At 68.8% G+C, this 26,175-nt stretch carries 22 protein-coding genes; 18 read left to right on the top strand and 4 right to left on the bottom strand.

The features are described 5' to 3' along the window. The first annotated feature begins 3 nt into the window (after positions 1-3). The 8 genes from D8S75_RS00220 to D8S75_RS00185 all read left to right on the top strand — a co-directional run bounded on the left by D8S75_RS00220 (position 4) and on the right by D8S75_RS00185 (position 9,122). The gene (locus D8S75_RS00220; RefSeq protein ID WP_119963928.1) at positions 4-3,258 is read left to right on the top strand and encodes an efflux RND transporter permease subunit; all 3,255 of its coding nucleotides are present in this window, start codon (positions 4-6) and stop codon (positions 3,256-3,258) included. A 71-nt stretch (positions 3,259-3,329) separates the two neighbouring features. Further along, positions 3,330-3,692, top strand: a complete 363-nt coding sequence (locus tag D8S75_RS00215; RefSeq protein ID WP_119963927.1) for a carboxymuconolactone decarboxylase family protein — start codon at positions 3,330-3,332, stop codon at positions 3,690-3,692. Positions 3,693-3,771: 79 nt separating this feature from the next. Continuing rightward, entirely contained in the window at positions 3,772-5,145 is a 1,374-nt protein-coding gene (locus D8S75_RS00210; protein ID WP_119963926.1) for a TolC family outer membrane protein, read from the top strand. An 87-nt stretch (positions 5,146-5,232) separates the two neighbouring features. After that, positions 5,233-6,363 carry an NAD(P)/FAD-dependent oxidoreductase gene (locus D8S75_RS00205; RefSeq protein ID WP_119963925.1) on the top strand — a complete coding sequence of 377 codons (1,131 nt, stop codon included), beginning with the start codon at positions 5,233-5,235 and terminating at the stop codon, positions 6,361-6,363. A gap of 63 nt (positions 6,364-6,426) precedes the next feature. Next, complete coding sequence (locus tag D8S75_RS00200; protein WP_119963924.1) at positions 6,427-7,776, top strand: NAD(P)/FAD-dependent oxidoreductase; 1,350 nt, start codon at positions 6,427-6,429, stop codon at positions 7,774-7,776. A 29-nt stretch (positions 7,777-7,805) separates the two neighbouring features. Continuing rightward, on the top strand, positions 7,806-8,153 hold the full coding sequence (locus D8S75_RS17345) for a hypothetical protein (protein WP_157982570.1): 348 nt from the start codon (positions 7,806-7,808) through the stop codon (positions 8,151-8,153). 77 nt (positions 8,154-8,230) lie between these two features. Next, positions 8,231-8,806: a DUF3617 domain-containing protein gene (locus D8S75_RS00190; RefSeq protein WP_119963923.1), complete on the top strand. Its 576-nt coding sequence runs from the start codon at positions 8,231-8,233 to the stop codon at positions 8,804-8,806. Position 8,807: 1 nt separating this feature from the next. Then, positions 8,808-9,122, top strand: coding sequence for an antibiotic biosynthesis monooxygenase family protein (locus tag D8S75_RS00185; RefSeq protein WP_119963922.1), 315 nt, complete (start codon positions 8,808-8,810; stop codon positions 9,120-9,122). A gap of 5 nt (positions 9,123-9,127) precedes the next feature. On the opposite strand, the gene D8S75_RS00180 is transcribed toward D8S75_RS00185, so the two are convergent. Together D8S75_RS00180 and D8S75_RS00175 are read right to left on the bottom strand one after the other, a co-directional pair. After that, positions 9,128-9,853: a 16S rRNA (uracil(1498)-N(3))-methyltransferase gene (locus tag D8S75_RS00180; RefSeq protein ID WP_119963921.1), complete on the bottom strand. Its 726-nt coding sequence runs from the start codon at positions 9,851-9,853 to the stop codon at positions 9,128-9,130. A 70-nt stretch (positions 9,854-9,923) separates the two neighbouring features. Next, entirely contained in the window at positions 9,924-11,027 is a 1,104-nt protein-coding gene (locus D8S75_RS00175) for an aminoglycoside phosphotransferase family protein (protein ID WP_119963920.1), read from the bottom strand. Between the two features lie 89 nt (positions 11,028-11,116). Between D8S75_RS00175 and D8S75_RS00170 the strand changes: the two genes are divergently transcribed. Genes D8S75_RS00170 through rsmA form a run of 3 tightly spaced genes read left to right on the top strand, consistent with a single transcriptional unit; the run spans position 11,117 to position 15,713 of the window. Further along, positions 11,117-13,552: an LPS-assembly protein LptD gene (locus tag D8S75_RS00170; RefSeq protein ID WP_370807167.1), complete on the top strand. Its 2,436-nt coding sequence runs from the start codon at positions 11,117-11,119 to the stop codon at positions 13,550-13,552. 15 nt (positions 13,553-13,567) lie between these two features. Beyond that, positions 13,568-14,947 carry a peptidylprolyl isomerase gene (locus tag D8S75_RS00165; protein WP_119963919.1) on the top strand — a complete coding sequence of 460 codons (1,380 nt, stop codon included), beginning with the start codon at positions 13,568-13,570 and terminating at the stop codon, positions 14,945-14,947. A 7-nt stretch (positions 14,948-14,954) separates the two neighbouring features. After that, on the top strand, positions 14,955-15,713 hold the full coding sequence (rsmA, locus tag D8S75_RS00160) for a 16S rRNA (adenine(1518)-N(6)/adenine(1519)-N(6))-dimethyltransferase RsmA (RefSeq protein WP_119963918.1): 759 nt from the start codon (positions 14,955-14,957) through the stop codon (positions 15,711-15,713). 58 nt (positions 15,714-15,771) lie between these two features. On the opposite strand, the gene D8S75_RS00155 is transcribed toward rsmA, so the two are convergent. Beyond that, on the bottom strand, positions 15,772-16,806 hold the full coding sequence (locus tag D8S75_RS00155) for an FAD:protein FMN transferase (RefSeq protein WP_232828800.1): 1,035 nt from the start codon (positions 16,804-16,806) through the stop codon (positions 15,772-15,774). 14 nt (positions 16,807-16,820) lie between these two features. Continuing rightward, positions 16,821-17,264, bottom strand: coding sequence for a c-type cytochrome (locus D8S75_RS00150; protein WP_119963917.1), 444 nt, complete (start codon positions 17,262-17,264; stop codon positions 16,821-16,823). 329 nt (positions 17,265-17,593) lie between these two features. Here D8S75_RS00150 and D8S75_RS00145 point away from each other — a divergent pair, with 329 nt between their 5' ends. Genes D8S75_RS00145 through D8S75_RS00115 form a run of 7 tightly spaced genes read left to right on the top strand, consistent with a single transcriptional unit; the run spans position 17,594 to position 26,158 of the window. Then, the gene (locus D8S75_RS00145; RefSeq protein ID WP_232828799.1) at positions 17,594-17,941 is read left to right on the top strand and encodes a DUF2946 family protein; all 348 of its coding nucleotides are present in this window, start codon (positions 17,594-17,596) and stop codon (positions 17,939-17,941) included. 15 nt (positions 17,942-17,956) lie between these two features. After that, positions 17,957-19,885: a TAT-dependent nitrous-oxide reductase gene (nosZ, locus tag D8S75_RS00140; RefSeq protein ID WP_119963915.1), complete on the top strand. Its 1,929-nt coding sequence runs from the start codon at positions 17,957-17,959 to the stop codon at positions 19,883-19,885. Between the two features lie 59 nt (positions 19,886-19,944). Next, entirely contained in the window at positions 19,945-22,569 is a 2,625-nt protein-coding gene (locus tag D8S75_RS00135; protein WP_119963914.1) for a 4Fe-4S binding protein, read from the top strand. Positions 22,570-22,586: 17 nt separating this feature from the next. Further along, positions 22,587-23,843, top strand: a complete 1,257-nt coding sequence (locus D8S75_RS00130; protein WP_232828839.1) for a nitrous oxide reductase family maturation protein NosD — start codon at positions 22,587-22,589, stop codon at positions 23,841-23,843. After that, positions 23,818-24,747, top strand: coding sequence for an ABC transporter ATP-binding protein (locus tag D8S75_RS00125; RefSeq protein WP_119964353.1), 930 nt, complete (start codon positions 23,818-23,820; stop codon positions 24,745-24,747). Before D8S75_RS00130 ends, D8S75_RS00125 begins: the two co-directional genes overlap by 26 nt. 11 nt (positions 24,748-24,758) lie before the next feature. Continuing rightward, positions 24,759-25,574, top strand: coding sequence for an ABC transporter permease (locus tag D8S75_RS00120; protein ID WP_119963912.1), 816 nt, complete (start codon positions 24,759-24,761; stop codon positions 25,572-25,574). Continuing rightward, positions 25,571-26,158 (top strand): nitrous oxide reductase accessory protein NosL, encoded by a 588-nt coding sequence (locus D8S75_RS00115; protein ID WP_119963911.1) that lies wholly within the window; start codon positions 25,571-25,573, stop codon positions 26,156-26,158. The genes D8S75_RS00120 and D8S75_RS00115 overlap by 4 nt, the downstream gene beginning before the upstream one ends. The last annotated feature ends 17 nt before the right edge of the window (positions 26,159-26,175 follow it).

Genomic DNA, 26,175 nt, shown 5'->3' with positions numbered 1-26,175 from the left:
GCCATGCAGGACCAGAACGGGCAGACCCTGGGCATCTCGGGCCGCATCGCGGCCTTCTTCCAGTCCGCGCAGATCACGCCGCTGCTGGCGCTGGTGGCGCTGCTGCTGGGCATCTTCGCGGTGCTGGTGACGCCGCGCGAGGAGGAGCCGCAGATCAACGTGACCATGGCCAACGTCATCATCCCGTTCCCTGGCGCGGGCGTGCGCGATGTGGAGCAGATGGTGGCCATCCCCGCAGAGCAGGTGCTGTCGCAGATCGCGGGCACCGAGCACGTGATGTCGGTTTCCCGCCCCGGCGTGGCCATCGTCACCGTGCAGTTCAAGGTGGGCGTGCCGCGCACCGAGGCGCTGGTGCGCTTGTACGACACCGTGAATTCCAACGCCGACTGGCTGCCCAAGGGCCTGGGCGTGCTCGACCCGATCATCAAGCCCAAGGGCATCGACGACGTGCCCATCGTCACCCTCACGCTGCACAGCGCCAACCCGCAGAGCGGCCCCTACGACCTGGAGCGCGTGGCGCACAGCGTCGAGGCCGACCTCAAGCGCGTGCCGGGCACGCGCGAGGTCACCACCCTCGGCGGCCCGGGCCGCGCGGTGATGGTGGAGATGGACCCGGCGCGCATGGCCGGCATGGGCGTCACCGTGGCCGATTTGCGCCAGGCCCTGCTGTCGGCCAACCTGGGCCTGCCCGTGGGCGAGCTGCTTGGGGCCAACCGTTCGGTGGCCATCGAGTCGGGCCCCTTTCTGCGCAATGCCGACGAGGTGGCCGAACTGGTGGTGGGCGTGCGCGCCGGCAAGCCCGTGTTCCTGCGCGAGGTGGCCAGCGTGCGCGATGGCGCGCCGCCGCCCAGCCGCTATGTGTGGCACGGCACGGCCGGCGCGAACGCGGCCGAGTCGCCCGCCGTCACCCTCGCCCTCACCAAGAAGCCGGGCGAGAACGCCATCGACGTGGCCAATGCCGTGATGGCGCGCGTGAACGAGCTGCGCAACACCGTGATTCCAGCCGACGTGCAGGTGAGCGAGACGCGCAACTACGGCGCCACGGCCGACGACAAGGCCCAGAAGCTCATCCAGAAGCTGCTGTTCGCCACGGCCTCCGTGGTGGCGCTGGTGTTCATCGCCCTGGGCCGGCGCGAGGCCGCCATCGTGGGCACGGCCGTGGTGCTCACGCTCACCGTCACGTTGTTCGCCTCCTGGGCCTGGGGCTTCACGCTCAACCGGGTGTCGCTGTTCGCGCTGATCTTCTCCATCGGCATCCTGGTGGACGACGCCATCGTCGTGGTCGAGAACATCCACCGCCACCAGCAGTTGCACCCCGGCAAAACGCTGGCACAGATCATCCCCGGCGCGGTGGACGAAGTGGGCGGCCCCACCATCCTGGCCACGCTCACCGTCATCGCCGCCCTGCTGCCCATGGCCTTCGTGAGCGGGCTCATGGGGCCGTACATGAGCCCCATCCCCATCAACGCCAGCATGGGCATGCTGCTGTCGCTGGCCATCGCCTTTGTCGTCACGCCCTGGCTGGCGCGCCTGTGGATGAAGGCGCACCAGGGCGACGCGCACGGCGCGCAGGCCGCGCCCACGGGCATGTCGGCGCGCATCACCCCGCTGTTCACGCGCGTCTTCACGCCGCTGCTCGACGAAAAAACTGGCACGCGCAACCGCCGCTGGCTGGGCCTGGGCATCGCCGCGCTCATCGCCGTGTCGGTGGCGCTCCCGGCCACCGGGCTGGTGCTGCTCAAGATGCTGCCGTTCGACAACAAGTCCGAATTCCAGGTGGTGGTGGACATGCCCGCCGGCACCCCGGTGGAGCGCACCGCCGCCGTGCTGCGCGAGCTGGGCGCGCACCTGGCCACGGTGCCCGAGGTGACCGACTACCAAGCCTACGCCGGCACGGCCGCGCCCATCAATTTCAACGGCCTGGTGCGCCAGTACTACCTGCGCGCGGGTGGCGAGGTGGGTGACATCCAGGTCAACCTGGTGGACAAATCGAAGCGCAAGGACCAGAGCCACGCCATCGCCACGCGCGTGCGCCCGGCGCTGCAGGCCATTGGCCAGCGCCATGGCGCCAACGTGAAGGTGGTCGAGGTGCCGCCGGGCCCGCCCGTGCTCGCGCCCATCGTGGCCGAGATCTATGGCCCCGACGCCGAGGGCCGGCGCCAGGTGGCGAAGGCCGTGCGCGCGGTGTTCGAGCAGACGCCGGGCCTGGTGGACGTGGACGACTCCAGCATCCAGGACGCGCCGCGCACCCTACTGCTGGTGGACCGCCGCAAGGCCGCCATGCTGGGCGTGCCGCAGCAGGCCATCGTGACCACGCTGCGCGCGGGCCTGGCGGGCGAGGCCACGGCCTATGTGCACGACCAGAGCAAGTACCCGGCCGCCGCCACGCTGCAGCTGCCGCCGCAGATGCACGGCGACCTGGCCGCGCTGCTGCAGTTGCGCGTGCGCTCGGCCTCGGGCGCGCTGGTGCCGATCCGCGAGCTGGTGACGGTGAGCGACCAGCTCCGCGAGCAGCCCGTGTTCCACAAGGACCTGCTGCCCGTGAACTTCGTCGTCGCCGACATGGCCGGCAAGGTGGACAGCCCGCTCTACGGCATGTTCCAGGCGCGCGCCAAGATCGCCGAGATCACCACGCCCGATGGCGGCAAGATCGAGGAATTCTTCATCCGCCAGCCCAGCGACGCCTGGCGCGGCTACGGCCTCAAGTGGGACGGCGAATGGCAGATCACCTACGAGACCTTCCGCGACATGGGCGCCGCCTATGCCGTGGGCCTCATCCTGATCTACCTGCTGGTGGTGGCGCAGTTCGGCAGCTACCTCACGCCGCTCATCATCATGGCGCCGATCCCGCTGACCATCATCGGCGTGATGCCGGGCCACGCGCTGCTGGGCGCGCAGTACACGGCCACCAGCATGATCGGCATGATCGCGCTGGCCGGCATCATCGTGCGCAACTCCATCCTGCTGGTGGACTTCATCAACCTGCAGGTGCGGGAGGGGATGCCGTTCAAGGACGCCATTGTCCAGTCGGCCATCACGCGCGCCCAGCCCATCCTGCTGACCGGGCTGGCGGCCATGCTCGGCGCCTTCTTCATCCTGGACGACCCGATCTTCAACGGCCTGGCGATCTCGCTGATCTTCGGGATCTCGGTCTCCACCGTGCTCACGCTGGTGGTGATCCCCATCCTCTACTACGTGGCCTACCGCCACCGACTCGGCGCGCTGCACGGTACGCCTGTGGCGGATGCGGTGCATTAAAACGATAGCTGCTCGCGCAATACCAGCAAGGGCTAAAGCCTTATTTCATCTGAAACTCTCAGGAACACACCATGACCACTTCCTACACCGACCTCACCCGGGGCATCTCCGCCGAACTCGGCCGTCTGCGCGGTGAGATTCCGGACACCCTGCAGGCCTTCAGCGCGCTGGGCAAGGCGGCCTGCGCCGAGGGCGCGCTGGACAAGAAGACCAAGGAGCTGATCGCCGTGGCGCTGTCGGTGGCCGCGCGCTGCGACCCCTGCGTGGGCTTCCACACCCAGGCCCTGGTCAAGCTCGGCGCCACGCGCGCCGAACTGGCCGAAACGCTGGCCATGGCGGTCTACATGGGGGGCGGCCCGTCGCTGATGTACGCCGCCAAGACCTCGGCCGCTTTCGACGAATTCAGCGCCCTGGCCGCGAAAGCCACGGCATGAGCTGCCTCTGCTGGGCCCGCCACGGCGCGAACTTCGTGCGCTGGGTGCAGGCCCTGTGGGCACGCTGGAGGTAACCACGATGCGACGAACCTTGCGAATCACCCTGCTGGCGCTGGCCTGCAGCGCACCGGCCGCCTGGGCCACCGACCTGCTGCAGGCCTGGCAGGCCGCGCAGCAGAACGACCGCGAGCTGGCCGTGGCGCGCGCCGCGCAGGCCACGGCCCAGCCCCGGCGCGACCAGGCCGCCGCGCTGTGGCGGCCGGGCGTGGCCTTCACCGCCACCGCCGGCCTGGCCACGGGCGAGAGCGAGATGCGCGGCGCGCAGTTCTCGGCGCCCGGCCTGGGCACGTCGAGCGGCGTGAACTTCGGCACCTCGGTCACCGGCGGCACCGCCACGCGCTGGGCGCTGCAGGCCAGCCAGCCGCTCTACAACCCGCAGCGCCGCGCGCAGCAACAGCAGCTCGGCCTGCAGGCCGACATGGCCGACCTGGAATGGCAGGCCGCGCAGCAGGCGCTGATGCTGCGCACCGCGCAGCGCTATTTCGACGTGGCCGTGGCGCAGGAGGCCTTGCAGGTGCTCGACCGGCAGCTCCAGGCCGTGCAGAAGGCGACCACCGAGGCGCAGGACCGCTTCGACATGGGCAGCGCGCCCGTCACCGACGTCCACGAGGCGCGCGCTCGCCTGGCCGCGCTGCGCGCGGAGCAGTGGGCGGCGCAGACCGACCTGGACGTGAAGCGCCGCGCGCTGGCCGACAGCACCGGCCTGGCGCCCACGGCGCTGGCCGTGCGCCTGCCCGGCGCCGTGGCGGCCGTGGCGCCGCGCGCGCTGGAGGCCTGGCAGCAGGAGGCCGAGGCCGCCAACCCGGCCATCCGCCTGCAGCAGCTCGCCGCCGACATCGCGCGCGCCGAGGCCGAAAAGCACCGCCGCGGCGCCTCGGCCACCGTGGACCTGGTGGCCCAGGCCGGCCAGGACCGCCTGCACGGCAGCGGCGACCACGGCAGCGCGCGCAACAAGAGCGTGAACGCCCTGGTGGGCGTGCAGCTCACGGTGCCGCTGTCCACCGGCGGCTGGCGCAGTGCCAAGGAAGAGGAGGCCCTGCGCCTGCTCGACAAGGCCCAGGCCCAGGTGCAGAGCACGCGCGAGCAGGTGGCGCAGCAGGTGCATGCGGCCTGGCTGGGCCTGCGCCTGGGGGCCGAGCGCGTGCAGGCGCTGAACGAGGCCCTCCAGGCCAGCGAGGCGCGGCTGGACGCCACCCGCACCGGCCTGGAGGTGGGGCACCGCACCGTGCTCGACCTGCTGGGCGCCGAGAACGACACCGCCGCCGCCCGCCTGGCGCTGGCCCAGGCCCGCGCCGGCCTGCTGCTCGACCGCCTGCGCCTGGCGCAGCGGGCCGGGCGGCTCGATGAAGACACGCTGCGCGAGGCCAACCAGCAGCTGCTGGCGGCGCCCTGACATCGTGCGCTATTTATTTAGTAGCTTGTAACGCACTACCCATAAGCGTTAAAGCCTGTTTTTATTCAAACCCGGAGAGCACCGCCCATGGCCCACCGCATCACCATCCTGGGCGCCGGTTTTGGCGCGCTGTCCACCGTGCGCGAGCTGCGCCAGCGCGATGCGGGCGCCGAGATCACGCTGGTGTCGCCGCGCGCCGAGCTGCACTACCTGCCCGGCATCATCTGGATTCCGAGCGGCCTGCGCACGCGCGAACAGCTCATCGTGCCGCTGGCGCCGTTCTTCGAGCGCCTGCGCGTGCGCCATGTCGCCGCCGAGGTCACCGGCCTGCAGGATGGGGGCCGCACCGTGCTCACCACGGCGGGCGAAGTGCGGAATGATGCGCTCGTCGTCGCCACCGGCGGGCGCTTCCTCAAGAAACTGCCCGGCATCGAGCACGCCATCACGCCCTGCGAGGGCATCGCCGCTGCCGAGCAGATCCGCGACCGGCTGCGCGCCCTGCAGGGCGGCACCATCGCCGTGGGCTTCGCAGGCAACCCCAACGAACCCATGGCGGTGCGCGGCGGGCCGATGTTCGAGTTCCTGTTCGGCATCGACACGCAGTTGCGCCGCGAGGGCCGGCGCGAGCGCTTCGAGCTGGTGTTCTTCAACCCCACCCAGGAGCCGGGCAACCGCCTCGGCCCCCAGGCCGTGCGGCACCTGCTGGCCGAGATGGCGCGGCGCGGCATCCGCACCCACCTGGGCCACAAGATGCAGCGCTTCGAGCCCGGCAAGGTGGTCACCGAGGGCGGTGAATTCACCGCCGACCTGATCCTGTTCATGCCCGGCATGACGGGCAACGCCTGGTTCGACCAGACCGAGCTGCCGCGCTCGCCCGGCGGCCTGCTGCGCGCCGACGCGCAGTGCCGCGTGGAAGGCTGGGAGCATGTCTACGTGGTGGGTGACTCGGGCAGCTTCCCCGGACCCGACTGGATGCCCAAGCAGGCCCACATGGCCGATCTGCAGGCCCGCGCGGCCGCGCGGAACCTGCTCGACGGCCTCGCGGGCCGGCCACAGACCGCCGGCTTCGAACCCGAGCTGGCCTGCATCATCGACGCGCTGGACCAGGGCACGCTGGTCTGGCGCACGCCCCGGCGCAATGTGGTGCTGCCACCTTCGCGCGCCTTCCACTGGGCCAAGCGCGCCTTTGAGTGGCGCTACCTGCAGCGCTACCGCTAGGGGCGCGCGGCCCCGCGCCGCCTGCGCCCATGCCTGACATCACCACAACGACAGGAGACCAGCATGAAACAGCGTGATTCCCTCGGCACCCCCGGTGCCCCGCACTTCTCCACACGCCGGGCCTGGCTGGCGGGCGCCGCCGGCACGGGCACGGCGCTGGGCCTGGGGCTGCACGGAAGCCCGGCGCAGGCCGCGCGCGTTGCCACCCAGGCGCACATCGTTGTCGCGGGTAGCGGGCTGGCGGGCATCGCCGTGGCGCACCGGCTGCAGGGCCTGCTCGACGGCGCCAAGATCACGATCATCGACGCCAAGGAGGTGCACAACTACCAGCCCGGCTACACCCTGGTGGGCAGCGGTGTCTGGCCCGTGGGCAAGGTGATCGACCGCAATGCCGATCTGCAGCCCGCCGGCGTGGAGTGGGTGCGCGACATGGTGGCCGAGTTCGACCCGGCCGCCAACGCCGTCGTCACCGCCCAGGGCCGGCGCATCGCTTACGACTACCTCGTGGTGGCCGTCGGCACGCACCAGGACTGGGCGCAGATCGAAGGCATGGACGTGGCCGCCATCGGCCAGAACGGCCTGGCCAGCGTGTACCCCAGCTCCGAGGCCGCCGTGGCCACCTGGGCCGCCATGAACCGGTTCCGCCAGAAGGGCGGCCAGGCCGTGATGACGCTGCCCGCCACGCCGCTCAAATGCGCGGGCGCGCCGCTGAAGATGACCTTCATGGTGCGCGACCGCCTGGCCCAGGCGGGCACGCTGGGCCGGTCGCAGGTCACGTTCTACTCGGCCCTGCCCAATGTGTTTGGCGTCAAGGCCGTGAACGACAACGTGCTCGAACGCTGGCAGGCCCTGGGCGTGCAGGTGCAATTCACGCGCAAGCTCAAGGCCATCGACATCGGCGCGCGGCGCGCGACCTTCGTGGACCCCGAGGGCGCGGCCACCGAGGTGCCCTACGACTTCATCCATGTCGTACCGCCCATGCGCGCGCCCGACGCGGTGAAGAACTCCGACCTCGCCTGGAAGGAAGGCCCCATGGCCGCGGGCGGCTGGCTGGAGGTGGACAAGGACACGCTGCGCCACCGCCGCTACCCCAACGTGTTCGGCCTGGGCGACATCAACGGCACGCCGCGCGGCAAGACGGCCGCCACGGTGAAGAAAAGCGCCCCCATCGTCGCCCGGCATCTGGCGGACGTGATCGCCGGGCGCGAGCCCGGCCAGAAGTTCGACGGCTACACCTCCTGCCCGCTGATCGTGCGCGAGGGCTCGGCCATGCTGATCGAGTTCGATTACGAGGGCCGGCTCGTGCCTTCGCTGCCCATGATCGAGCCGCTGCAGGAGAGCTATTTCGCCTGGCTCATGAAGGTGCGCCTGCTCAAGCCGGCCTACCTGTCCGTGCTCAAAGGGCGGGTCTGACGATTCCCGCGATTCACAGGAGACACACCATGTACGAAATCTGGCTGGCAATGAACATCGTGTACGAAATCGCCCTCTCCGCGTGGCCCGCGCTGGCGCTTGCGCTCGCTCTGTGGCTGGGGCTGCTGTGGGCCGCGCGCGCGCGCCTGGGCGGGCGGGCGCTGCGCCCGGCGCTGGTGGTGGGCGCGCTGGCGGCCGTGGCCCTCTTCTTCACCGTGCCTGCGCTGACCCAGTCGGCCTTCGCCAACATGGGCTACTGGGTGGATTGGGCCAACCTGCTGGCGATCGCTCTGGGGCTGGGCCTGCTGGCGGCGCTGTTCGCCTGGCCGGTCGTGGCCTTGCTGCGCCCGCCGCCGGGGCGCGCGGCCCGCGCCTGAGCGGGCATGGCGCGGCGGCGCGCCATGCGGGATACTGTGCGACTGCTTCACCACCCGTTTTCGAGGAAAGGCACGCCATGCAGATTCCGCGTTCCATCGTTTCCGCCGCCACGCTGGCGCTGCTCGCGGCCACGGCGGCTCCCGTCCAGGCGCAGCAGAAAATGCGTCCCGGCCTGTGGGAGCACAGCGTCTCCATGAAGAGCCAGAGCGGCCAGATGGAGGCCGCCATGGCCGAGATGCAGAAGTCGCTGGCCAGCATGCCGCCCGAGCAGCGCAAGCAGATGGAGCAAATGATGGCCCAGCAGGGCGTGGGCATGGGGCCCAAGGGCCAGACGGTCAAGATCTGCGTCACCAAGGAGCAGGCCGACCTCGACAACATCCCGCAGCAGGAAGGCTGCACGCAGAAGGTGCAGCGCGTCGACGCCAGCACCATGAAGGTGGCCTTCAGCTGCAAGGGCGGCCAGGGCCAGCCGCCATCGAGCGGCGAGGGCACGGTCACCATGCAGGGGCCCACGGCCTACACCGGGCAGTTCAAGTTCAAGACCCAGGCCCAGGGCAAGCCCGAGCAGATCGACATGGCGCAGTCGGGCAAATGGCTGTCGGACAACTGCGGCGCCATCCAGCCCATGCAGCCGCCGAAGCCGGCCCGCTGAGATGGCGTTCGCGAACACCCCCGCGCCGCCGTACTACGCGGTGATCTTCACCAGCCTGCGCACCGAGGGCGACCAGGGCTACGGCGCCATGGCCGAGCGCATGGTGGAGCTGGCCGCGCAGCAGCCGGGTTTCCTGGGCGCGGAATCGGCGCGCGACGGCCTGGGTATCACGGTCTCGTACTGGGCCGACCTGGAGTCCATCGCCGCCTGGAAGCAGAACGCCGAGCACCTGGTGGCCCAGCGCCTGGGCCATGAGAAGTGGTACGCCGGCTTCAAGACCCGTATCGCGCGCGTGGAGCGCGACTACGGGATGTAGCCGCGCTACTCCAGCGTCAGCGCCGCCAGGGCCGCCAGCGGGGCGGTTTCGGCGCGCAGCACGCGCGTGCCCAGGGTCACGGGCGCGAAGCCGTGGGCCAGCGCCAGGTCTTCCTCGGCAGGGCCGAGTCCGCCCTCGGGACCCGAGAGAAAGACCAGCGCCTCGTGGCCGGGCGTCGCCGCGCGCAGCCCCTGGGTGCCGGGGCGCAACGAAAGCAGTAGGCGCGTGCCGTCGTTCCCGGGGGACTGCAGCCAGTCCGCCAGGCTGACGGCCGGGTGGATGGGCGGCACGCGGTTGCGCCCGCACTGCTCGCAGGCGGCCACGGCCACGGCCTGCCAGTGGGCGAGCTTTTTCTCGGCGCGCTCGCCCTTGAGCTTGAGCACGCTGCGCTCGGCCAGCAGTGGCGTGATGCTGGCCACGCCCAGTTCGGTGGCTTTTTCCACCAGCCAGTCCATGCGTTCGTTGGCGGTGATGCCGGCCAGCAGGTGCACGGCGCGCGGCGCTTCGCGCTCCACGGCGTGGTGGGTGCCCACGCTGACCCGCACCTCGCTGCGGCCCATGCGGGTGATGGTGGCCTCGAACTCGCCGCCGGGGCCGTCAGCGCCGCCATGGAACAGCGTGATGGCCTCGCCCGGCTGCATGCGCAGCACCTGCACATGGCGCGCGGCGCCGGGGGGCAGGGCGATTTCTTCGCCGGGGATCAGCAGGGCAGGGCAGTGAAAGCGGGGCATTTGCTATTAAAATGATAGCTATTGGCGCTCGTATTCATTGCGCTGAAAGCCAATTTTGCTCAAATTATTGCTAGACCCGGCCATAGGCGAAGCCGACGGTTTCCTGGATCTGCTCGACCTCGTTGACCAGCCGCAGCAGCGGCGCCAGCTCGCGGTAGCGGCTGGCCGTGGAACGGATGTAAGCGATGAAACGGGGCGTGTCGGCGAGGTACTGCGGCTTGCCGTCGCGCAACGTGAGGCGCGCGAAGATGCCGGCCACCTTCAGGTGGCGCTGCAGGCCCATCCATTCCACGCTGCGGTAGAAGTCGCCGAAGTCCGCGCCCCAGCCACTGGCGCTGTTCGCGCCCAGCAGGCCGGCCTTGCGCGCCTTTTCCCAGTAGCGCACGGTGATGTCGATGACGAAATCCTCGTCCCAGCTCAGGAAGGCGTCGCGCATCAGGCTGGCGATGTCGTAGGTGATGGGGCCGTACACCGCGTCCTGGAAGTCGAGCACGCCCAGCGGCGCGTCCGGCGTCACGGGCTGCATCAGGTTGCGCGGCATGAAGTCGCGGTGCACGAAGACCTGCGGAGCCTCCAGGTTGTTCGCCACGATGGCGGCGAAGGTGCGCGCGAGCATCTGCTGTTGCGCCTCCGTCAACGCGACCTGGCGGTGGCGCGCTAGGTACCAGTCGGGGAACAGCGCCAGTTCGCGCTGCAGCAGGGGGGCGTCGTAGGGCGGCAGCACGCCGGGGCGCGAGGCCAGCTGCCAGTCGATCAGCAGGTCGGTGGCCTGTTGGTACCAGTGGAAGGCGTCCTGTGGCGCCTCGGGATTGAGCGCCTGCATGAGCGTGCGCGGGCCCAGGTCGGACAGCAGCATGAAACCATGCACGGCGTCGAAGGCCAGGATGCGCGGCACGTTCAGGCCGGCCTGTTGCATCAGCGCCTGCACCTGCACGAAGGGAGCGCAGTTCTCCTTGTCGGGCGGCGCGTCCATCACGATGCAGCTCTGGCCCGGCGTGGTGGTGTCCAGGCGCAGGTAGCGGCGGAAGCTGGCGTCGGCGGAGGCGGGGCGCAGGCTTTGCGGCAGCAGACCGTGCGCGGGCGCCAGAGAGGCCAGCCAGGCATCGAAGGCGGCGTGGCGCGCGGCGTCGGGCCAGGAAACGGCGGTGGGAGCGGGGGAAGGGAGGTGGCTCATGGATAATCGGATTCTACAAACCCGGCCGGTGCGGCGCGGGTGGCCGGCAGGCGCCGTGGGGCGCCGCGCGCGGCCGATGCCCTGGACCGATGACGCCTTTGCCCGACCTGCTCCGCCCCTCCCTTTGGCTGCCTGCTCCGCTCCCTGCCGTGGTGCGGGTGGGCGCGCCGGCGTATCCGCGCAAGGCGCTGGCCCGGCTGGCGGCCGGCATGCTGTGCGGGCTGCCGCTGGCTGTGCTGGCGCAGACCAGCGCCTGGGACGCACCGCTCGCGCAGCTCCGAGCCAGCCCGGTGCTCAGCGAAACCATTCCCGAGGCCGTGCGGCCGCAGTTGCCGGTGTTCATCTCGGGCGAGCACATCACGGGCCAGCCCGACGTGCGCGCCGTGATCGAGGGCGACGCCGAGCTGCGCCGGGGTGACACCGTGATCCGCGCACGGCGCATGGAGTACACCGTGCCCGACGATCTGGCCCGTGCGTCGGGGCAGGTGCGCATCAACCGCGCCGGTAATGTGTACCAGGGTACGGCGCTGGAGCTGCGCGTGGACGCCTTCGAGGGCTTCTTCACCGATGCGCGCTACCAGTTCCTGCGCAACGGCGCCCACGGCGACGCCGTGCGCGTGGATTTCATCGACCGCGACCGGGCCGAGATCCACCACGCGACGTACACCACCTGCACGCGCGAGGAAGGCGAGGCCTGGCGGCCCGACTGGGTGCTGCGCGCCGACCGCATCCGCATCGACCAGGAAGACGAGTCGGGCTGGGCCGAGAACGCGGTGCTGGAGTTCCAGGGCGTGCCGCTGCTGCCCATTCCGTACATCAGCTTCCCGCTGTCGGACAAGCGCAAGTCCGGCCTGCTGCCGCCCACCGTGGGCCTGGACAGCGTCAACGGCTTTGAATACGCGCAGCCTTACTACTGGAACATCGCGCCCAACCGCGACGCCACCCTGCAGGCGGCCCTCATGGCCAAGCGCGGCCTGCAGCTCGGCGGCGAGTTCCGCTACCTAGAACCCTCCTACCAGGGGCAGTTGCGCGCCGACATCCTGCCCAGCGACCGCGTGCGCGATCGCACGCGCTGGAGCTACGCGCTGCAGCACAGCGGCGTGATTCCCAGCGCCGTGGGCGGGTTGGGCCTGAACCTCAACCTGCACCGCGTGAGCGACGACAACTACTGGCGCGATTTCGCGCGCGGCTCGCAACAGCTCACCCAGCTGGCGCAGCGCCTGCTGCCCGGCGACGCGCAGCTCTCCTGGGCTGGCGGCGACTTCTCGATGCAGGTGCGCGCCCTCAAGTGGCAGACCCTGCAGGACGTGACGGCGCCCATCGTCCCGCCCTACGACCGCCTGCCCCAGTGGCAGTGGCGCTACGTTCCCACCCAGCTGGCGGGCGGCTTCGACGCGCGCGTGGAGCTGGATGCCACGCGCTTCCAGGCCGACCGCAGCCGCACCGGCCAGCCCAACGCCCAGCGCAGCTACGCGCTGGCGCAGATCAGCCGGCCTTTCCTGGCGCCGGCCGGCTTCGTCACGCCGCGCCTGCAGATGCACGCCAGCCATTACCAGTTCGACAGCGTGCTGGCCAACGGCGCGCGCTCGGCCAGCCGCGTGCTGCCCACCTTCAGCGTGGACAGCGGCCTGTTCTTCGAGCGCGACACGCAGTATTTCGGCCGCGCCTTCCTGCAGACCCTGGAGCCGCGCGCGTTCTACACCTACACGCCGTACCGCGACCAGAGCCTGCTGCCGGTGTACGACACGGCGGCGAACGATTTCAACTTCGCCACCATCTACACCGAGAACGCCTTCGGCGGCCAGGACCGCATCGCCGACAACAACCTGCTCACGCTGGGCGTGACCACGCGCCTGCTCGATCCGGCGACGGGCGCCGAGGCGGCGCGCTTTGGCGTGGCGCAGCGCCTGCGCTTTTCCGACCAGCAGGTCACCCTGCCCGGCGTGCCCGCCGTGAGCGAGCGCCTGTCCGACGTGATGCTGGGCGCCGGGGTGACCTGGACGCCCCAGTGGAGCATGGACTCCACGCTGCAGTTCAACCCCAAGACGGGCCGCTCCATCCGCGCGACCATCGGCGGGCGCTACCAGCCCGGGGATTACCGGGTGCTGAGTATGGCCTACCGGCTGCAGCGCGGCACCAGCGAGCAGGTGGACGTGGGCTGGCAATGGCCGCTCGATGGCCTGTGGGGCGGCAAGGGCGCGGAGTCCGCGGGAGCGCGCGGGCAGGGCGGGCGCTGGTACAGCGTGGGCCGCCTGAACTACAGCCTGCAGGACCGCAAGCTGGTCGACACCGTGGTCGGCATCGAGTACGACAGCTGCTGCTGGATCGGCCGGGTGGTGCTCGAACGCCTGCAGAACAGCCTGACCAGCGCCAACACGCGCCTGCTGTTCCAGATCGAATTCGTCGGCTTCTCGCGCCTGAGCCTGGGTTCGAACCCGCTCAGCAGCCTCAAGCAGAATATCCCCGGCTACCGCTACCTGCGCGACCAGGTCAGCACGCCCAGCCGTTTCAGCAACTACGACTAAGTCAACGTTCCCACCATGAACCCACGTGCTTTCGCCATCGGCCTCGTGTGCCTGGCTTCCTTTGCGTCGCAGGGCGCGGGTGCGCAGGGCGTGCGCCTTCCTGGCGCCGGCGGCGCGCGCCTGCCGGCGCCCGTGATGTCCGCGCCTGCCGACGCCGGGGGCGCGGCGCGGCAGGCTGATTTCATCGTGGCCGTGGTCAATTCCGAGCCGGTGACCAACCACGAGGTGCGCCAGCGTCTGGCGCGCCTGCAGCGCCAGGTGGCCAGCCAGGGTGGCGCCCAGCCGCCGCGCGAGTTGCTGGCGCGCGAGGCGCTGGAACAGCTCATCCTGGAGCGCGTCCAGAGCCAGTTGGCGCGTGAGGGCGGCATCGCCGTGGACGAGCTGTCCGTGGACCAGGCCGAGCAGAGCGTGGCGCGGCAGAACGAGGTGTCCACCGCCGAGATGTACCGCCGCCTGGCGGCCGATGGCATCTCGCGCGAGCAGTTCCGCCAGGAGCTGCGCCGCCAGCTGATGCAGCAGCGCCTGCGCGAGCGCGAGGTTGACGCGCGCGTGCGCGTGAGCGAACAGGAGATCGACCAGTTCCTGCGCGAGCAGTCCGCGGGAACCGACCAGGCCCAGTTGGAGCTGAGCCTGGGCCATGTGCTGGTCTCGGTGCCCGAGGGCGCCAGCCCCGCGCAAGTGGCCTCTGCCCAGGCGCGGGCCCAGGCCGTGGCGGACAAGGCGCGGGCGGGCGGGGATTTTGCCGCGCTGGCGCGCGAATTTTCCGATGCCCGCGACGCCGCGGCCGGCGGCCTGATGGGGCTGCGCACGGCCGACCGCTACCCCGATCTGTTCGTCGAAGCCACGCAGGCACTGTCCGTGGGGGGCGTGGCCGGGCCGGTGCGCTCGGGCGCGGGCTTCCATGTGCTCAAGGTGTTCGAGAAGACCCGCGCAGGCCTTCCGGCCACGGTGACGCAGAGCCATGCGCGGCACATCCTGCTGCGCACCGGCGCGCAGCTCAGCGAGCGGGCCGCCGCCGAGCGCCTGCAGGAGTACCGCCGCCGCATCCAGGCGGGGCAGGCGGACTTCGCCGCTCTGGCCCGCGAGCATTCGCAGGACGGCAGCGCCAAGCAGGGCGGCGACCTGGGCTGGTCCAACCCCGGCAACTATGTGCCCGAGTTCGAGGAGGCCATGAACCGCCTGCAGCCCGGCGAGATCGCCGAGCCGCTGGTGTCGCGCTTTGGCGTGCACCTGATCCAGCTGCTGGAGCGGCGCGAGGCCCGGCTGAACCCGCGCGAGCAGCGCGAAATGGTGCGCCACGCCGTGCGCCAGAAGAAGATCGAGGAAGCCTACGCCACCTGGGCGCAGGAGGTGCGGGGCCGCGCCTACGTCGAATTCCGCGACCCCCCGCAATGACGCACGCATGAAGCACATTCCGCGCAAACGCTTCGGCCAGCATTTCCTGTCCGACCACGGCATCATCGATGCCATCGTCCAGGCCATCGCGCCGCAACCGGGCGACCCCATGGTGGAAATCGGGCCCGGCCTGGCCGCGCTCACGCAGCCGCTGGTCGAGCGCCTGGGGCGCCTGACGGTGGTCGAACTCGACCGCGACCTGGCCGCGCGCCTGCGCCTGCACGGCCAGCTCGATGTCATCGAATCTGATGTGCTGAAAGTGGACTTTGCCCAGGTGGCGCAAGCGCTAGGTGCTCCTAAATTGAGAGTGGTCGGCAACCTGCCCTACAACATCTCCACGCCCATCCTGTTCCACCTGCTGCGGTATGTGGACGTGGTCGCCGATCAGCACTTCATGCTGCAGAAGGAAGTGATCGACCGCATGGTGGCCCAGCCGGCCACCGGGGACTACGGGCGCCTGTCCGTCATGCTGCAGTGGCGCTACGCCATGGAGAACGTGCTGTTCGTTCCGCCCGAGAGCTTCGACCCGCCGCCGCGCGTGGACAGCGCCGTCGTGCGCATGGTGCCGCGTACCGAACCCGTGGCGCTCGATGCCGCGTTGCTGGAGGAGCTGGTGCAGGTGGCCTTCAGCCAGCGGCGCAAGCTGCTGCGCCACACTCTGGGCCGGTGGCTGGAAGCGCGTGGCCATGCTGGCGCATTCGACGTGCAGCGCCGCGCCGAGGAAGTGCCAGTGCATGAATACACGGCGCTCGCGGCCAGCCTGTGAAAAAAAGGCCCTGCCGCTGCGAGCGGAAGGGCCTTTGGCTGGCTAGGTGCGGTGCCGTTCAGGCGGCTTGCACTGCGGCGGCCATGCCGGGTGTCTGCCAGACGCTGTGGTCGCGATCGACCACGAGGGCCTGCACGCCAGGCTTGTCCTTCAGCAGCGCGCGGGCGCCATCGCTGCCCAGCACCATGATGGCGGTGCCCAGGCCATTGACGCTGGCCGCGTCCTTGGCCAGCAGGCTCACGCCGCGCGGGCCCTGTGTCGGGCGGCCGGTGGCGGGGTTCAGGATGTGGTGCTGGCGTTCGCCCTGGGCCATGAAAAAGCGCTCGTAATCGCCCGACGACGCCACGATGGCCTGGCCTTCGAGCGCCAGCACGCCGATCAGGCGCTCGGGCGCGCGCGGATCGCGCAGGCCCACGCGCCAGGGGCGGTCGTGAAGCTTGCCGGCGATGAGCACGTCGCCGCCGCCGTTGAGCATGGCGTTGTCCACGCCCTGCTGGCGCAGCACGCGCGTGCCGGCTTCCAGGATGGGCAGCTTGGCCGCGCCGCCGAGGTCAAGCGCCATGCCGGGCTGCTTCAGGAAGGCCGTGGCGGCGCGCTCGTCCAGCACCAGGCCACGGTAGCCCACCAGGCGGCGTTGGGCCTCGATTTCCTGGGGCGAGGGCAGGGTGTTCTGGCCCTCGTCGAAGTGCCAGGCCTTGAGCGAACCCACGGTGGCGTCGAAGGCGCCGTGCGTCTGCGCGGCAATGCCTTGCGCCGCCTTGAGCACGGCCATGACCTCGGGTGGCACGGCCACGGCATGCTTGCCGGCCGCGCGGTTGATGGCGCTGAGGGTGCTGTCCGGGCTGTAGCGGGTCATCAGCGCCGCGAGGCGCTCCATTTCCCGCCAGGCCAGGTCCATGGCGGCCTGGAGCGCGCGCGCGTCCGGGCCGCTGGTGACCATGTCCACCTGCGTGCCCATGAGCACGCGGTGGCTGCGCTCGGCTGCCGCCGGGGCGGCGGCAGCCGCCGGAATCCAGGCGGCGGCGCCCAGCAGGGGCAGCGCCATGGCCATGCGCCGCCTGGTCAGGCCCCGGGCAGGGTTCGTGCCGTGCATGGCCGTCCCCGGGATCAGCTGGAGAGGCCGACCATGTAGTCGACGGCGGCCTTCACGTCGTCGTCGGACATGGTGCTGTTGCCGCCGCGCGCGGGCATCATGCCCTTGGCGCCGGTGAAGCCTTCGATGGCGTGCTTGTACAGCGTGTCCTTGCCCTGGGCGATGCGCGGGCCCCAATCGGCCTTGTCGCCGGGCTTGGGTGCGCCAGCCACGCCAGCGCCGTGGCACATGGCGCAGGTCTTGCCGTAGGCGGCCTTGCCGGCGCCGCTGTCGGCCACGGGGGCGGCCGGTGCGGCAGGCGCGGCCGCAGGAGCCTCGGCCGCTGGGGCGGCGGCAGGCGCCGGTGCGGCGGGGGCGGGCGCCGGGGCTGCAGGCGCTTCGGCGGGCTTCTTGTCGCCGCAGGCGGTCAGGAACAGGGCCAGGGCGGCGGCGGCGAGAACGGTGGTTGTTTTTTGCATGGGGGGGAAGCCTCGTGGAATGAATAAAACTAGGAGGGTGCGAAGCATGCCACGTCTGGACGAAAGGCGCTTCCCGCAGGAAGCGGTAGCGCCGGGTGCCAGGGGTAAGGCGGCATGCCGTTCGGGGCAAATCGGGCGGTGTTGCGGGTAGGTTGAAAGTCTTTGCTGGGAGCCCGAGAAAGGGTTGTCCAGCACCGAACGCGCAGACCATAATGTAAAACAAGAATTAAGCCTGCTGCTTTTGTGGTCATGCTCACCGAGGGTGACTAATGTCAAGGACAGGCGTCTTTGCCCTCCTATACTGCCCAACCATGAAAACCCTTAGATCCATGGCACGACTGCGTTGGTGCGTGCTCGCATGGTTCGCGCTGTACCTGGGGGTGGCGGCTGCATCGTCCATCGCACTGCCCAAGGCCATGGATGTCGTCTGCTCCAGCACGGGTATCACCAAGCTCCTCATTCATGCCAAGGATGGCGCCGTGGAATCCGGTGCCGCGGGCATGGACTGCCCCCTTTGTCTGCTGGCGGCCGCGCCACCAGAGCCTCCGCAAGCCCGGCTGCCGGCAGTACCGCCGCTGGCGCGCCAGCCCCTGCCCTCGTCCTGCGTGCATCCCGTGGCCGCCATGGCGGCACCACCCCCCGCGCGGGCCCCTCCGTTTTTCCTGAGCCAATCCTAAGAGAGGTATATCACCATGAGCGATAAGAGAGAAGATCTGAGCACCGAAACTGCCGGCATGGGCCGTCGCCGTTTCATCAATACCGCTGCGGTAGCGGGTCTGGCTGTCGGCGTTGCCGCGTGCAACGACAAGCCCGCCGCAGCACCGGCCGCGGCACCTGCTGCTCCGGCACCGGCCGCCCCTGCGGCGCACGGCGGCGCCAATACCCACCTCAAGCCCGGTGAACTGGACTCCTACTACGGTCTGTGGAGCGGCGGTCATACCGGCGACATGCGCGTGCTGGGCCTGCCCTCGGGCCGCGAAATCCACCGCATCCCCTGCTTCACGCCGGATGCGCTGGTGGGCTGGGGCGTCACGAACGAATCCAAGAAGGTCATGGGCACCAAGGCCGACGGCAGCCTGCGCTACACGGTCGCCGATACCCACCACACCCATGCTTCCTACAAGGACGGCAACTACGACGGCCGTTACGCTTGGATCAACGACAAGATCAACAGCCGTATCGCCCGTATCCGCCTCGATTACTTCGTCTGCGACAAGATCACCCAGCTGCCCAACGTGCAGGGCTTCCACGGCATCTTCCCGGACAAGCGTGACCCGGTCGATCCGGCCATCAACTACACCACCCGCGTGTTCTGCGGTGGTGAATTCGCCATTCCCCTGCCCAACGCTGGCATCGAAGATTCGAGCAAGTACCGCTCGCTGTTCTCGTGCGTGGACGCCGAGACGATGGAAGTGCGCTGGCAAGTCCTGATCGACGGCAACTGCGATCTGGTGGCTACCTCGTATGACGGCAAGCTGGCCGCCACCAACCAGTACAACACCGAGATGGGCGCGAAGTACGAGGACATGATGTCCGCCGAGCGCGACGCCTGCCTGTTCTTCAACATCGCTCGCATCGAGGAAGCCGTCAAGGCGGGCAAGTTCAAGACCATCGGTACTTCCAAGGTGCCCGTGGTGGATGGCACGCATGAAGCCAACAAGGACCCCAAGACCGCGCTGACCGCCTATGTGTCGGTTCCCAAGAACCCGCACGGCGTGAACGCCAGCCCGGACCAGAAGTATTTCATCTGCGCCGGCAAGCTCTCGCCCACCGTCACCACCATTGAACTGGCCAAGGTGCTGGACTGGTTCGACGGCAAGCTGGAAAAGCTCGATGCCGCCATCGTCGCCGAGGTGGAAGTGGGCCTGGGCCCGCTGCACACCGCCTTCGACGGCCGTGGCAATGCCTACACCACGCTGTTCCTGGACAGCCAGGTGGTCAAGTGGAACGTGGAAGCCGCCATCAAGTTCCACGCTGGCGACAAGAACGCCAAGTACGTGGTGGATCGCCTGGACGTGCATTACCAGCCGGGCCACATCAACGCCTCGCAGTCCGAGACCGTGGCCGCCGATGGCAAGTACCTGGCCGTGGGTTGCAAGTTCTCCAAGGACCGCTTCCTGCCCGTGGGCCCGCTGCACCCCGAGAACGAACAGCTGATCGACATCTCGGGCGAAAAGATGGTGCTGCTGGCCGACCACCCCGTGCGTGGCGAGCCGCATGACTTCATCATCTTCAAGCGCGACCTGCTCAAGCCCAAGCAAGTCTATAGCCTGGACGACTTCCCGCTGGCCATCAAGGATGCCAAGGACACCGGTGTGTTCCGCAATGGCAAGAAGGTCACCGTCAAGATGACGTCCCAGGCGCCGGCTTTCAGCATGCGCGAGTTCAAGGTCAAGAAGGGTGACGAAGTCACGCTGATCCTGACCAACCTGGACAAGATCGAGGACTTGACGCACGGCTTCGCCATTCCGAACTACAACGTCAACTTCATCGTCAACCCGCTGGAAACGGCTTCGGTGACCTTCATCGCCGACCAGCCAGGCGTGTTCTGGTGCTATTGCACCCACTTCTGCCACGCGCTCCACCTTGAAATGCGTACCCGCATGATCGTGGAAGCCTGATAGGCGGTTTATCGGGAGGCCCGGCGCAGGGGCGCCGGCCTCCCTTATAGGAAAGCGTGATGTATTTGCTAGGCCAACGGTTCGCGATCCTTGGGATCGCTTTTTTTCTGGTGCTGTCGCTGTTCGCACCGCGTGTTCAGGCGGGGGCGTACGAGGCAGAGTTGCCCGCGGAGCTTTCGACCGCCAAGGACATGTGCGCGCTGCTGCCCTGCACGGAAGTCTTTCCCGGGGCCAAGCATTTCTCCGAACGCAAGGGGCAGCCACCGTATGTGGAGGCCTATGACAACGATACCGCCGAGAAGAAGCTGCTCGGCTACGTGATGCTCTCGACCGACATCACCGACACGCCCGCCTACTCGGGCAAGCCGGTGGTGACGCTGATAGGCATGGACCTGAAAGGCCATTTCGTCGGCGTGCAGGTGCTCAAGCACTCCGAACCCATCCTGCTGCTCGGTATTCCCGAGTCGGCCCTGGTGAACTTCAACAACCAGTACCTGGGCAAGTCGGTCAAGGACACGATCGAGGTCGGTCCCTCCCGGCCCGAGGAAGAAGTGATCGGCGTGGACGCCATCTCTGGTGCCACGGTGACCGTGATCGCGCAGAACCAGGTGATGATGATGTCGGGCGCCGCCGTGGCGCGGCAGACGGGCATCATCGAGCCCACCGTGCGCGATCCCGCGCGCTTCGCGGTTTCCGGCCAGCGCTACGACTGGGCGCAGCTTGTCAAGATGGGCGTGGTGCAGCAACTGCTGGTCAAGCCTGAGCAGGTGGGACTGCCGCGCGGCCCCGAGCCGTTCATCGAACTGTGGTTCGGCGACCTCAACCACCCCGATCTGGGGCGCAGCCTGCTCGGCGAAGGCGGCTACGCCAACCTGCGTTCGCGCCTCAAGCCGGAGGAAAACGCCTTCTTCGTGATCCGCACGGCCGGCGCCGAATCCTTCAAGGGTTCGGGCTTCGTGCGCGGCGGCATCTATGACCGCGTGCAGGTCAAGCAGGGCGCGGATTCCTTCACCTTCCGGGACCTGGACTACTACAACCTCTACGGCGTGGAGGCTGCCGGAGCGCCGAGATACAACGAATCGGCCATCTTCGTGATCCGTTCGGCGGCCTTCTCGGCCGCCTACCCCTGGAAGCTGGCCTTCCTGGGCAACCGCGTCGACCGTGCGACCGGGCATCGCAGCTTTGCCGTGTTCGAGTCCAAGTACTGGCTGCCTGCCAGCACCCTGGAGGGAGGACGTCCCAAGGTGGAAGAGCCGGACGCCCCGTGGGTGCGCGTGTGGAAATCCCAAGCCCTTCCCATCGGCCTGTTCGCCCTGCTGCTGGTCATGGTGACGGTGGTGTATGCCATGCGTGAAAAGCTCACCCGCCTGTCGACGCACAAGAACAAGTGGCCGGTCAACGGCTTCAAGTACACCTTCTGGGCCATCAGCATCTTCTGGATCGGCTTTGGCTACATGGCACAGCCCTCCATCACGCAGGTGCTCACCTGGTTCCATGCGCTGCTGTTCCAGTGGACCTGGTCGCTGTTCCTGTCCGATCCGTTCATCTTCCTGTTCTGGATCTTCATCATCGTCACCGTGTTCCTGTTCGGGCGCGGCCTGTTCTGCGGCTGGATGTGCCCGTTCGGCTCGCTGCAGGAGGCGATCTTCAAGATCGCCAAGGCCCTCGGCTTGAAGCGTTTCCAGACCCAACTGCCACAGAAATGGCATGACCGGCTCAAGTGGATCAAGTACGCCGTCTTCTTCTTCCTGCTCGCGGTGTCCATGTTCTCCATGGGCTTGGCCGAGAAGCTGGCCGAGGTCGAGCCCTTCAAGACCACCTTCCTGGTCGGCGTGATGAACCGCGCCTGGCCCTACGGCCTGTTCGTGGCGGCCATCCTGGGTGTGTCGATCTTCATCGAGCGGCCCTACTGCAAGTACATCTGCCCGCTGGGCGCCTCGCTGGCCATGCCCAGCACCTTCCGCTGGTTCGGCCTTAAGCGCAAGCAGGACTGCAACAGCTGCAAGGCCTGCGCCGTGGGCTGTGGCGCGCAGGCCATCGATGCCGACGGCCGCATCGACCACCGCGAGTGCCTGCACTGCCTCGACTGCATGGTGCTGTACACCGACGTGAAGGGCTGCCCGCCGCTGGCCAAGGAGCGCAAGCGCCGCGAAAAGGACGGCCTGGAGATCACGCCGATCGGAGCCCACGGCTATTTCATCCCGATCCACCCGGTCACCGGCTTCGCCGACCAGATCAGCGCCAAGGCGGCCAATGGCCCCGACCCGCGCATGCCTACTGAACCTGTGGCACCCTTCCACAAGGCGGGTGAATCCCGCCTGAAGTGGATCATGCTGGAGGTGCGTGACCACATCTGGCCCTGGAGCACGGAAGGCTGGCACAGCCAGCGCGCGCTGCAGGTGGCGGGCTTCTCGCTGGCGGTGGCCGCGACGGTGGCATGGGTGATGGCCGCGATGGGCAGCCTGTCCTCGGGGGCCATCATTGGCTGGTGGTTCGGCTGGAGCGTGTACGAAGTGCTGATCCGGCTGTCGGGCCGCCGTTATGTGAAGGATGGTGTCTGGTGGCGCGGCAACTACCGCGCGGCCAGCGTGATGGACATGATGAGCTACGTTGGTTTCAAGAATCTGCTGATTGGCGCGGCCCTGTTCCTGACGCTCAAGACGCTGGGCTTGCTGAGCCTATGACGGGTGTCTTGGCGCGCATGGCAGGCGCGGCGCTGCTGTGTCTGGGCACTGTGCTTCCGGCTTGGGCGGCCACCGTGTCGGTCCGGCCGGGCCAGGATCTGGCGGCCGCCGTCAAGGCCGCCGCGCCGGGCGATGTGATCGAGGTGGCGCGCGGCCTGTACCGCGCCAACCTGCTGATCGACAAGCCTCTCACGCTGCGCGGCATCGACCGGCCCACGCTCAGCGGCGGCAACCAGGGCGACACCATCCGGGTCACGGCGCCCGACGTGGTGATCGAAGGCCTGATCGTGCGCGATTCGGGCGACAGCCTGAAGGACCAGAACGCCGGCATCTACCTGTACACCGGGGCGCACCGCGCCATCGTGCGGCGCTGCGACCTCACCTACAACCTGTTCGGCCTGTGGATCGAGAAGGCCGACGACGTGCTCATCGAGCACAACACCATCACCGGCAAGCGTGAATACGGCTCGTCGCAGCGCGGCAACGGCATCCAGCTCTACAACACCAAGGGCGCGCGCATCTTCAACAACAACATCAGCTTCGTGCGCGACGCGCTGTACGTCGATGTGTCGCACCATGCCGTGTTCCGGGGCAACAAGCTGCACCACAGCCGCTACGGCACGCACTACATGAATTCCTACTACAACCTGTGGGAAGACAACGACACGTACTACAACCGGGGCGGCCTGGCCCTCATGGAGGTGCGCGACCAGGTGGTGCGCAACAACCGCGCCTGGGGTAACTCCGATCACGGCATCATGCTGCGCACCCTGCAGGACTCCGTCATTGAGAACAACATCGTGGCGGGCAACAACCGGGGCTTCTTCATCTACGACGTGGAGTACATCAAGCTCAACGGCAATCTGGTGGTGGACAACGTCGTGGGCGTGCACCTGTCGGCCGGCTCCACGCGCAACGAGGTGGAGGGCAACGACTTCATCTCCAACCGCGAGCAGGTGCGCTACGTGGGCTCGCGCGACGAGCGCTGGGGTGTCAAGGGCGGCAACCACTGGAGCAACTACCTCGGCTGGGACCGCGACGGCAACGGCGTGGGCGACGTGCCCTACGAAGCCAACGACATGGTCGACCGCCTGACCTGGAAGCACCCCAGCATGAAACTGCTGCTGGCCAGCCCCGCGGTGCAGGCGCTGCGCTTGGTGGGCCAGCAGTTCCCGGTGCTGCGCGTGCCTTCGGTGGTGGACCCCAAGCCGCGCATGCAACCGAGCAACCAACAATGGAGTGAATGGCGTGGCAAGCACTTTTCCAGCCAGTGACGGCGCGGCGGTCTCGCTGCGCGGCGTGAGCAAGCACTATGGCGCGCTGCAGGCCGTCGATGGCGTGGACCTGGACATCCCGCGCGGCGAGATCTTCGGCCTGATCGGGCACAACGGCGCGGGCAAGAGCACGCTGTTCAAGATGATGCTCGGCCTGGTGGCCGCCACGCGGGGCGAGATCCTGGTCGGCGGCGCCTCCGTGCGCGGGCGAGGCTTTCGTGCCGCGCGGCGCCACCTGGGCTACCTGCCCGAGAACGTCGTGCTCTACGACAACCTCAGCGGTCTGGAAACCCTGCGTTTCTTCGCCCGGCTCAAGCACGCGCCGCTGGCGCAGTGCCAGCCCGTGCTGGAGCGCGTGGGCCTGGCGCACGCGCTCGACCGCCCGGTGCGCGAATACTCCAAGGGCATGCGCCAGCGCCTGGGTTTTGCCCAGGCCCTGCTGGGCGCGCCGCGCGTGCTGTTCCTCGACGAGCCCACCAACGGCCTGGACCCCCAGGCCATCCGCGACTTCTACGCCACGCTGCGCGGCCTGCAGGCCGAGGGCGTGACGGTCATCATCACCTCGCACATCCTGGCCGAACTGCAGGAGCGCGTGGACCGCCTGGCCATCATGTCGGCCGGCAAGATCCAGGCCGTGGGCAGCGTGCATGCCCTGCGCGAGCAGACGCAGATGCCGCTGGTGTTCGAGCTGCAGCTCGGTGCCGAGGATGTTCCCGCCGTGGCCCAGGTGCTGGCGCAGGTGACCGGAACCCCGCCCGAGGCGCTGCCTGACGGGCTGCGCCTGGCCTGCCCGCGCGCGCAGAAGATGGCCGTGCTCGCGGCCCTGGCGCCGTTCGGCGCGCGCGTGCGCGACCTGAAAATGCTGGAGCCGTCGCTCGAAGACGTGTTCTTCGGATTCGCTTGAAAGATGGCCCCATGGAATTGACGCAGATCCTCACCATTGCCGCGAAGGAATTCCGCGACCGCATGCGCAACCGCTGGGTGCTCGCGGTGGCGCTGGTGTTCACCGTGTTCTCGCTCGTCATCGCCTATTTCGGCGGCGCGCAGCAGGGCAGCGTGGGCTTCCGTTCGATCGAATTCACCATCGCCAGCCTGGTCAGCCTGGTGATCTACCTGATCCCGCTGATCGCGCTGCTGCTGGGCTTCGACGCCATCGTGGGCGAGCGCGAGCGCGGCTCGCTCGACCTGTTGCTGGCCCTGCCCATCACCCGCTTCGAGCTGCTGCTGGGCAAATACCTCGGCCTGGCGGCCGCGCTCACGCTGTCCACGCTGGCGGGCTTTGGCATGGTGGCGGTGCTGCTGTCGCGGCAAATGAGCTGGACCGGGATGTACCACTACTTCGGCTTCATGCTCAGCTCGGTGCTGCTGGGGCTGGCCTTCCTGAGCCTGGCGGTGCTGCTGTCCGTGCTGGCGCGCGACCGCACGCGCGCCTCGGGCCTGGCCATCGCCACCTGGTTCTTCTTCGTGCTGGTGTTCGACCTGCTGCTGCTCGGCGTGCTGGTGGGCACGGGCGGGCGCTTCGGCGGCGAGGCCTTCGCCTGGCTGCTGCTGCTCAACCCGGCCGACGTCTTCCGCATCCTCAACGTGTTCTCGCTCGACGACGTGCGCACGCTCTACGGCCTGGCCAGCGTCGTGCCGCCGTCCATGGGCAGCCCCGCCAACATGGGTGGCGTCATGCTGGCCTGGATCATCGTGCCGCTGGCCCTGGCCAACTGGAGATTCAAACCATGACCTACACCTGTTCCTGCCGCCGCCGCCACACTGCCGCCGGCGAGGCCTGTGGCGAACGCCGCCAGATGCTGGGCCTGGCCGCGCTGGCGGCTCTTGGCGCGCTGGGCACCTTGGCGGGCTGCGGCGAACGCGCCAGCGAGGCCCAGTCGCTCGCGCCCATCGAGATCGACCGCTCCACCAGCTGCGAGCTCGACGGCATGCTGCTGGCCGACTACCCCGGCCCCAAGGCCCAGGTGCACTATGCCGCGCAGGACAAGCCCAGCTTCTTCTGCGACACCGTGGAACTGTTCTCCACCCTGCTGGCGGGCGAGCAGGTGCGCGCGGCGCGCGCCATCTACGTGCAGGACATGGGCAAGGCCGACTGGGACCACCCGCAGGGCCACTGGATCGATGCCAAGACCGCCTTCTTCGTGCTCGGCAGCAAGCGCCACGGCTCCATGGGCCCGACCATCGGCAGCTTCGCCCAGGAGGCCGACGCGGCGAAGTTCGCCGCCGCGCATGGTGGCAAGGTGCTGCGCTTCGGCGAGATCACCGCCGACATGGTGGACCTGAGCGGCGGCGCGCTGCACGACACGCGGATGTAAACCGGACGGATCGATCC

This window comes from Simplicispira lacusdiani (assembly GCF_003604195.1).
Classification (GTDB): Bacteria; Pseudomonadota; Gammaproteobacteria; order Burkholderiales; family Burkholderiaceae_C; genus Simplicispira; species Simplicispira lacusdiani.
The sequence above is the reverse complement of the archived record's forward strand: the minus strand, read 5'-3'. Positions and strand labels throughout refer to the sequence as shown.

Excerpts from the sequence above, each read along its gene's own strand:
- D8S75_RS17345 (WP_157982570.1), top strand. The coding sequence starts at position 7,806 with ATGTACGAAATCTGGCTGGCAATGAACATCGTGTACGAAATCGCCCTC.
- nosZ (WP_119963915.1), top strand. The coding sequence starts at position 17,957 with ATGAGCGATAAGAGAGAAGATCTGAGCACCGAAACTGCCGGCATGGGC.
- D8S75_RS00150 (WP_119963917.1), bottom strand. The coding sequence starts at position 17,264 with ATGCAAAAAACAACCACCGTTCTCGCCGCCGCCGCCCTGGCCCTGTTC.
- D8S75_RS00135 (WP_119963914.1), top strand. The coding sequence starts at position 19,945 with ATGTATTTGCTAGGCCAACGGTTCGCGATCCTTGGGATCGCTTTTTTT.
- D8S75_RS00145 (WP_232828799.1), top strand. The coding sequence starts at position 17,594 with ATGGCACGACTGCGTTGGTGCGTGCTCGCATGGTTCGCGCTGTACCTG.
- D8S75_RS00215 (WP_119963927.1), top strand. The coding sequence starts at position 3,330 with ATGACCACTTCCTACACCGACCTCACCCGGGGCATCTCCGCCGAACTC.
- D8S75_RS00180 (WP_119963921.1), bottom strand. The coding sequence starts at position 9,853 with ATGCCCCGCTTTCACTGCCCTGCCCTGCTGATCCCCGGCGAAGAAATC.
- D8S75_RS00175 (WP_119963920.1), bottom strand. The coding sequence starts at position 11,027 with ATGAGCCACCTCCCTTCCCCCGCTCCCACCGCCGTTTCCTGGCCCGAC.
- D8S75_RS00170 (WP_370807167.1), top strand. The coding sequence starts at position 11,117 with ATGACGCCTTTGCCCGACCTGCTCCGCCCCTCCCTTTGGCTGCCTGCT.
- D8S75_RS00115 (WP_119963911.1), top strand. The coding sequence starts at position 25,571 with ATGACCTACACCTGTTCCTGCCGCCGCCGCCACACTGCCGCCGGCGAG.
- D8S75_RS00185 (WP_119963922.1), top strand. The coding sequence starts at position 8,808 with ATGGCGTTCGCGAACACCCCCGCGCCGCCGTACTACGCGGTGATCTTC.
- D8S75_RS00155 (WP_232828800.1), bottom strand. The coding sequence starts at position 16,806 with ATGCACGGCACGAACCCTGCCCGGGGCCTGACCAGGCGGCGCATGGCC.
- D8S75_RS00165 (WP_119963919.1), top strand. The coding sequence starts at position 13,568 with ATGAACCCACGTGCTTTCGCCATCGGCCTCGTGTGCCTGGCTTCCTTT.
- D8S75_RS00205 (WP_119963925.1), top strand. The coding sequence starts at position 5,233 with ATGGCCCACCGCATCACCATCCTGGGCGCCGGTTTTGGCGCGCTGTCC.
- D8S75_RS00220 (WP_119963928.1), top strand. The coding sequence starts at position 4 with ATGCAGGACCAGAACGGGCAGACCCTGGGCATCTCGGGCCGCATCGCG.
- D8S75_RS00120 (WP_119963912.1), top strand. The coding sequence starts at position 24,759 with ATGGAATTGACGCAGATCCTCACCATTGCCGCGAAGGAATTCCGCGAC.
- D8S75_RS00210 (WP_119963926.1), top strand. The coding sequence starts at position 3,772 with ATGCGACGAACCTTGCGAATCACCCTGCTGGCGCTGGCCTGCAGCGCA.
- D8S75_RS00200 (WP_119963924.1), top strand. The coding sequence starts at position 6,427 with ATGAAACAGCGTGATTCCCTCGGCACCCCCGGTGCCCCGCACTTCTCC.
- D8S75_RS00190 (WP_119963923.1), top strand. The coding sequence starts at position 8,231 with ATGCAGATTCCGCGTTCCATCGTTTCCGCCGCCACGCTGGCGCTGCTC.
- rsmA (WP_119963918.1), top strand. The coding sequence starts at position 14,955 with ATGAAGCACATTCCGCGCAAACGCTTCGGCCAGCATTTCCTGTCCGAC.
- D8S75_RS00130 (WP_232828839.1), top strand. The coding sequence starts at position 22,587 with ATGGCAGGCGCGGCGCTGCTGTGTCTGGGCACTGTGCTTCCGGCTTGG.